The organism is Microcystis sp. LE19-41.2A (genome assembly GCF_027530405.1).
Classification (GTDB): domain Bacteria; phylum Cyanobacteriota; class Cyanobacteriia; order Cyanobacteriales; family Microcystaceae; genus Microcystis; species Microcystis aeruginosa.
This window is the reverse complement of sequence record NZ_JAPZQJ010000478.1, coordinates 1-6,497: the sequence shown is the minus strand read 5'-3', so window position 1 is coordinate 6,497 and position 6,497 is coordinate 1. Positions and strand designations below refer to the sequence as shown.

The following is a 6,497-nucleotide window of genomic DNA, read 5'->3' as shown; positions in this document are numbered from 1 at the left end:
AACCCAGTCATCGCAGGATGAACGCACCTTGAAAACTAGAGTTATGGGGTTCTATAGGGGAATGCTCCTATAGGTAAAAGCTCTAAGCGTCAAGTACCAGAGAAACCAATTATTTTAGAGGTTTTGAACTGTATCGTAGGGCATAGGAAAACAGGCTTCTGTAAGGGAGCGAAAGTCTGAGGAGAGAACCACCTCTGGGTGGGATTTCGCCAGGAATCTAATTCAAGTGGACTCGTTGAGCCAGAAATTCACAGCAGTGATGCTAGAAGAATCCACGTCCGTTTACGGCGTGGGGTATGTCAAAAGCCAATCTTTTAGTATAAAGGTGGCGCGACAATCATCCTCATTGTAACGCAAAATAGCCGCCAATAAAGTCCGATCTCCTGTTTTTAACCACTGGTCATACCACCAAACGCATTGATCCCCGCTTACTCCTCGATCGCGCCATTGAAAGCCAATCCAGTTAGCGAGGGATTTTAGAGAATAACTTTCCACGGGAAAAGTTACCGAATTAACTACATGATAGTGCAGATCAAAACAGCGAGAAACTAACTGATTAATCAAAGAAGAAGGGGTTTTATAAAGATAACCTAATCGCTTAATTGTTTCCACTTCGTACTCAGAAAAGTGAAAAATTGGTGCTTGATAATCCTGCATGACTAAGGTTAAAAATTCCTGCCATATCCTGCCTTCATCTTCTGGCTTTTCTGCCAAAAAGGGATAAAATTGCTGGGTATTAACTCGATAATCAACCCGTAAAATCCCCAAAAGATAATCTAAATTCTGTTCTGGTTCCGCTTCGATGTCAAAATAAAATTCAATCTCGGCCCTCGGTAGGGGAGACAAATAAGCAGTTTTGCCGTTGCTTTTGCGAAAGGCCCGATTTTCAATAATTGCTTGGGCCTGTAATTGTAACTGATTAGCCACCTCTAACCCCATCCCCTCCCCCATACGGGTAGGACAGGTAAGCGCCAGGGATTCCATAGTTGAAACCCCCAAAGACTGTAAAAATTGGTAACGACTGGGAGTCACCCCCGGGACTAAAGAAAGATGTTGACTCGCTTGGGCGATACCATAACAGTGACTATACCAATGACATAAACTGCAACGCTGACGCGAGATAAAAACTTCTGGTTCTTGGTGATTAATCACCATTGCGCCGAACTTTTTGATTATTTCCTCTAGTTTAGTTAACCAGAGATTCAATTCCACCCGATAGCGATTATGACGACGTAGGACAATTTCTGCGTAATTGGGAAAAACTCCCTGCATACTGGCTAATAAATAGGCGTAAAAAGTAGCCAGCATCTTATATTCAGGCTTAGGACGGCGACCGAGTTGAATATTGAGGGGATAATAAACCCAATCGCCAAATTTCGACTCTCCTGCCTGTTTAATTAATAAATGCGGGGAACCGGTTAAAGAGACGGGATAGCCAGATTGTAAAAGGACTCCGTGATAAATACAGGATACTCCCTGACCCATCAAAGCTTCCGTTTCCCTAGCGGCGGCTAAAATATCCGTGCTGGGAGTAGTCAGGGAACAATAATCGGGATAGGAGTCTTGCAGGACTTTTTTAACGTGAATTTGACTCTCCTGGCGCAATTTAAGCAAAAAATCTCGCTCAGGGTCTTTTTCTTGGCTATTGCCGTAGAGATTTAAAAACGCACGGCGTTGACAACGTTGGTAGTCTAGAAGTAGATCATCGGTCAGTAGCATTCTATCAAGGAGAAAAGTTAAGCTTTCCTGGACCTGTGAGGTAAAGTAAAAAATAATAAACTTAAAAAAAGAAAACATTCCCAAGTATGTTTCCTCTACTCTAATACTATTGTGACAATTGCGACTTAATCCGTCGATAGAATTCAGCCTTCGGTCGTCGGTCGTCAGGAAATGGGGAATTCAACTAAAACCCGAAAACCCCAAAACCCAACACCTTCTAACTGATAACTGATAACTGATAACTGACCCCCCATCTCCTCGCTTATGCAGAATTTAGACGAAAATAGCCTCGATTACGCCGTTAGTAAACCGGATTTAGCCGAACAAAGACAGGAATTTCGGGGACTTAGCAATAAAGTTTACTTTAATTTCGGTGGTCAGGGAACCTTGCCCAAGGCGGGATTAGAAGCGATTATCGATGCCCATAATTTTCTCCAACAAAAGGGGCCTTTTTCAGGACGGGTAAACGATTGGATTACCGGAAAAACGGAACTTCTCAGGCAAGAAATGGCTCAGGAATTGGGAATCAGCCCCAGCACCCTCTCTATCACCGAGGATGTCACTGTAGGCTGTAATATCGCTCTCTGGGGAGTTGATTGGCAAGCGGGGGAACATATTTTACTAACCGATTGTGAACACCCCGGAATTATGGCCACGGTTCAAGAAATTGCCCGTCGTTATCATCTGGAAATCTCCACTTGTCCTATTCGGGAAACTTTAAACGGTGGCAACCCGATAGAAGTCATTTCCGCTCATCTACGTCCAAAAACTAGGGTTTTGGTGGTTAGTCACGTTTTGTGGAATACCGGACAGGTTTTACCCCTCAAGGAAATCTCACAACTTTGTCATGATAATTCTGTCACCGAAAAACCCGTTTTAGTGGTGGTGGATGCTGCCCAATCCGTGGGTTGTTTGCCCTTGGATTTAAGCGCTACTGCCGCCGATTGTTATGCTTTTACGGGTCATAAATGGTGGTGTGGACCGGCTGGTGTGGGAGGATTGTATATTCGTCCCGAAATTTTCCCTAGTTTACGGCCCACTTTTATCGGTTGGCGCGGCATTGAAACAGATAACCGAGGACAGCCTATCGGTTGGAAACCGGATGCCAGACGCTTTGAAGTGGCCACTTCTGCCTATCCCCAATTTGAGGGTTTAAGGGCAACTATTGCGGTACATAACGCCTGGGGTGATGGGGGACAAAGATACGAAAAGATTTGTCAATTAGCGGCTTATCTCTGGGAAGAATTAAAGACGATTAAAGGGGTGAAATGTTTAAAAAATTCTCCGCCGGAATCCGGTTTAGTTTCCTTTCAAATTGACTCGGCCATCACCCCACAAAAGTTAGTGCAACAGCTAGAAAAACAAGGGTTTTTACTGCGAACTCTCCTCGACCCCCTCTGTGTGCGTGCCTGTGTCCACTATTTCACTTTGCCCTCGGAAATCGAGCAGTTAGTAGCAGCTGTCAAAAAGTTAGTTTAAAATCGGATTATACATGGCGTGGCTCGGTTCGTCGAATAATTAGTGCTAGGAGGGCTAACAACCGTGAACGAAGAACATATTACCAGAGTCACCCGCGAACAGTGGGCGAAGTTGAAAGACAAAACAGACTGGAAGAAAGTTAAAGGGATGAGCGAGGCGGAAATTGCCAAAAACGCCCTAGAAGACCCCGATAATCCACCGCTGCCGGCTGATTTTTTCGATGAAGTCGTGGAATGCACCCCAGTTTCCTTGAATCCCTAACCCTCCGATTAGTAACTGGATTTGGGGATTTTATCGGGGGCTGTATTAGCCTAGACTAACACAGCCCAAAGTTAGCGTTTAAATGTCCAAATCCGTAAGATTTAAACGTGATCCGTGGGTTTCGATAAATTCTCGCCGGGGGGCAACTCGATCGCCCATAAGAATGGTAAATAATTCCTCAGCTTTGGCTGCGTCTTCGATTTCCACCCGTTTTAAAGTGCGAGTTTCGGGATTCATGGTAGTATCCCAAAGTTGTTGGGGCATCATTTCCCCTAACCCTTTAAAACGTTGGATTGTGTAGTTAGCATTGGGGGGAAATTCCGCTATCTTTTGCTGTAATTCTCGATCGCTATAGCAGTAGGAATGATTTTTACCGCGTTCCAATTTATAGAGAGGAGGACAGGCGATATATACATAACCTTGGTCAATTAAATTCTTCTGATAACGATAGAAGAAAGTTAACAACAAAGTTCGGATGTGTGCGCCATCCACATCAGCGTCAGTCATTAAAACAATGCGATGATAGCGCAATTGTGAGGGGTCGAAATCTTCTCCTTTAATCCCTAAACCGAGGGCTGTAATTAAGGATTGAATTTCCGTATTTTTGTAGATTTTGGCATCATCGGTTTTTTCGATATTGAGGATTTTTCCCCGCAGAGGTAGAATCGCTTGAAAACGACGATCGCGCCCCTGTTTGGCACTGTTATGGACGAAAACGCCGGAAGCAAGGGCAAAGTTATGGGTATGAGGAACCTCGATATCATAGACATCGAATCTTGTTTCTAATCGCTTGATCGCCACAACTCGATGATTGTAATTAGCCACCGCTTCTAAGGCTTTATTTTTATCACCATCAAAGTAGCGATCGCAGAAAGAATCAAATCGCAATATTGATTTATCCCGCGTCTGAAGCCGATATTTTTGATAAGCTTCCAAATCAATATAACCTCGATCGATCTCAATTTGTTTTAAGGTCGCTAGGGTTTTTTGATAGTAAGTTTTCTTGATTGTGTTAATTCCCTGCCAACGATTATACCAATCAGCGATCGCATGAGTGAACAACCAAGAATCGGAAGCGGGATTCCAGACCATTTCATAACCGTTAATGGTGATTCCGGGGTCACGAAGATCGGACAATTTCCGATACAAAGGCATTAAAGCATCTTCTGGAGTTAAAGCCGCAGCAGGTTTATAGCTACCATCTCTTAACAGGAAAAGATGGTCAGGAGTACAAATAATCGCTTCACCATGATCGAGAGTAATTTTAATTACTTCTGCGTCTTTTTTGGTGATGCGGGCATTAATAATTCGTTCAACCCCGATCGTGCCATTGTCACGAATGGTATAACAAAAATGTTCCTTTCCTTGGGCTTGTTCGGTCACTAGCTGTTTAAAACTGAGGTTGCGTCCATCGACAAGGGCGATTTCTGTATCACCATGAAAACAACCGCCAGCGCTGTCACCTTCGACGATGTAAATTTCTGACCTTTCTGGGTCTCTTTCGCTACAATCAGCCAATTTACCTGGTAAAGGTGAGGATTCCAAGACCGATTTCCGTCGTACTAAGTCCCGGGCCCGACGGGCTGCTTCCGCCGCCTTGTACGCTTGTACTGCTTTTTCGATAATCGTGTCGGCCACTTGGGGATTTTGTTCTAAGTATTCGTTGAGAGTTTCCCCCACCAGCGAATCAACAATACCCCGGACTTCAGTGTTACCCAATTTAGTCTTGGTTTGTCCCTCGAATTCCGGTTCGGGGACTTTTACGGAAATAACGGCGGTTAACCCCTCGCGGACGTTTTCCCCCGCTAGATTAGGCTCGTTTTCTTTAATTTTATTGCGTTTACGAGCGACATTATTTAAAGTACGAGTCAGAACTGCCTTTAATCCTTCTAGATGGGTTCCCCCGTCAATGGTGCGGATATTATTAGCAAAACCGAGAATATTGTCGCTATAGGCATCTATACACCACTGAAACGCCACTTCGATATTAATTCCGTTCTTTTCCCCCGATACATAGATAATATCTTTGTGCAGGGTTTCTTTTTCCCGACACATATAGGCGACGTATTCTTTAATACCCCCCTCATAACAATAGGTTTCGATGTGGGGTTCTTCGGGACGGTAATCGCTAAAGGTGATTTTAACACCCGCATTTAAGTAGGCTAGTTCTCGTAAACGTCCGGAGAGGGTACTGTAATCAAATTCGATGCCTTGGCTAAAAATTTCGGTGTCTGGCAGGAAATTAACCCTAGTTCCCGTTTTTTCCTCTTGACTAGGACTACTGACCAATTCTGTGACGGGGATACCTCTTTCGTAGCGTTGGGTATGTACTTTATGATCGCGCCAGACGGTGACATCGACCCATGCAGAAAGGGCATTAACGACGGAAATCCCGACTCCGTGTAACCCTCCCGACACTTTATAACCACCACTGCCAAATTTACCGCCGGCATGAAGTATAGTGAGAACGGTTTCTAGGGCAGATTTACCCGTGGTGGGGTGGACATCGGTGGGAATACCCCGGCCATCGTCAGTGACGCTGACGGAACCATCGGCCTTGATATCCACTTCGATATGAGTACAGTAACCCGCTAGGGCCTCATCGATCGAGTTGTCCACCACTTCATAGACTAAATGATGTAGTCCCCGCGGCCCAGTCGTACCGATATACATCCCCGGCCGCTTCCTGACTGGTTCTAACCCTTCGAGAACTTGTATCTGTTCCGCGCCGTAGTTACTTGTCATAAAATTTCCCTGAAAAGGCTGTGATCCCTGATTGAACCTAAATGAATAGCAAAATCTTCAAAAATTTTAGCACATAAGGGTTAAAGACTGCTTAAATGCCTTTAGGGAGAATTTTTTATTGGGGTGTGGGGTTGGGGTGTGGGGTGTGGGGTGTGGGGAGATGGGGAGACCACTTCGTGCGCGTTGCGGGGGGAGAATAAATAAAAGCCATCTCCTAAGTAGGTAGGCGTTAAAAATTATCAGACACCACCCTTATCAAGGGGGGACTAAGGGTAGGGTTGATTCATGAATCA

4 protein-coding genes are annotated in these 6,497 nt (G+C 44.7%); 2 read left to right on the top strand and 2 right to left on the bottom strand.

Features of this window, described 5'->3' with window-relative positions:
• Positions 1-282: 282 nt before the first annotated feature.
• Positions 283-1,719, bottom strand: coding sequence for a TM0106 family RecB-like putative nuclease (locus tag O9290_RS20330; protein ID WP_288087470.1), 1,437 nt, complete (start codon positions 1,717-1,719; stop codon positions 283-285).
• A gap of 264 nt (positions 1,720-1,983) precedes the next feature.
• On the opposite strand from O9290_RS20330, the gene O9290_RS20325 reads away from it, so the two are divergent.
• On the top strand, positions 1,984-3,198 hold the full coding sequence (locus O9290_RS20325; RefSeq protein ID WP_288055537.1) for an aminotransferase class V-fold PLP-dependent enzyme: 1,215 nt from the start codon (positions 1,984-1,986) through the stop codon (positions 3,196-3,198).
• A gap of 63 nt (positions 3,199-3,261) precedes the next feature.
• Positions 3,262-3,459, top strand: coding sequence for a hypothetical protein (locus O9290_RS20320; protein WP_002760489.1), 198 nt, complete (start codon positions 3,262-3,264; stop codon positions 3,457-3,459).
• Positions 3,460-3,537: 78 nt separating this feature from the next.
• Here the strand turns inward: O9290_RS20320 and gyrB are convergent, their stop codons facing one another.
• Positions 3,538-6,204 (bottom strand): DNA topoisomerase (ATP-hydrolyzing) subunit B, encoded by a 2,667-nt coding sequence (gene gyrB, locus O9290_RS20315; RefSeq protein ID WP_288055540.1) that lies wholly within the window; start codon positions 6,202-6,204, stop codon positions 3,538-3,540.
• Positions 6,205-6,497: the final 293 nt, after the last annotated feature.

What these genes read in the sequence shown, in the direction of transcription:
- O9290_RS20330 (WP_288087470.1), bottom strand. Translation starts at nt 1,719, where the DNA reads ATGCTACTGACCGATGATCTACTTCTAGACTACCAACGTTGTCAACGC.
- O9290_RS20325 (WP_288055537.1), top strand. Translation starts at nt 1,984, where the DNA reads ATGCAGAATTTAGACGAAAATAGCCTCGATTACGCCGTTAGTAAACCG.
- gyrB (WP_288055540.1), bottom strand. Translation starts at nt 6,204, where the DNA reads ATGACAAGTAACTACGGCGCGGAACAGATACAAGTTCTCGAAGGGTTA.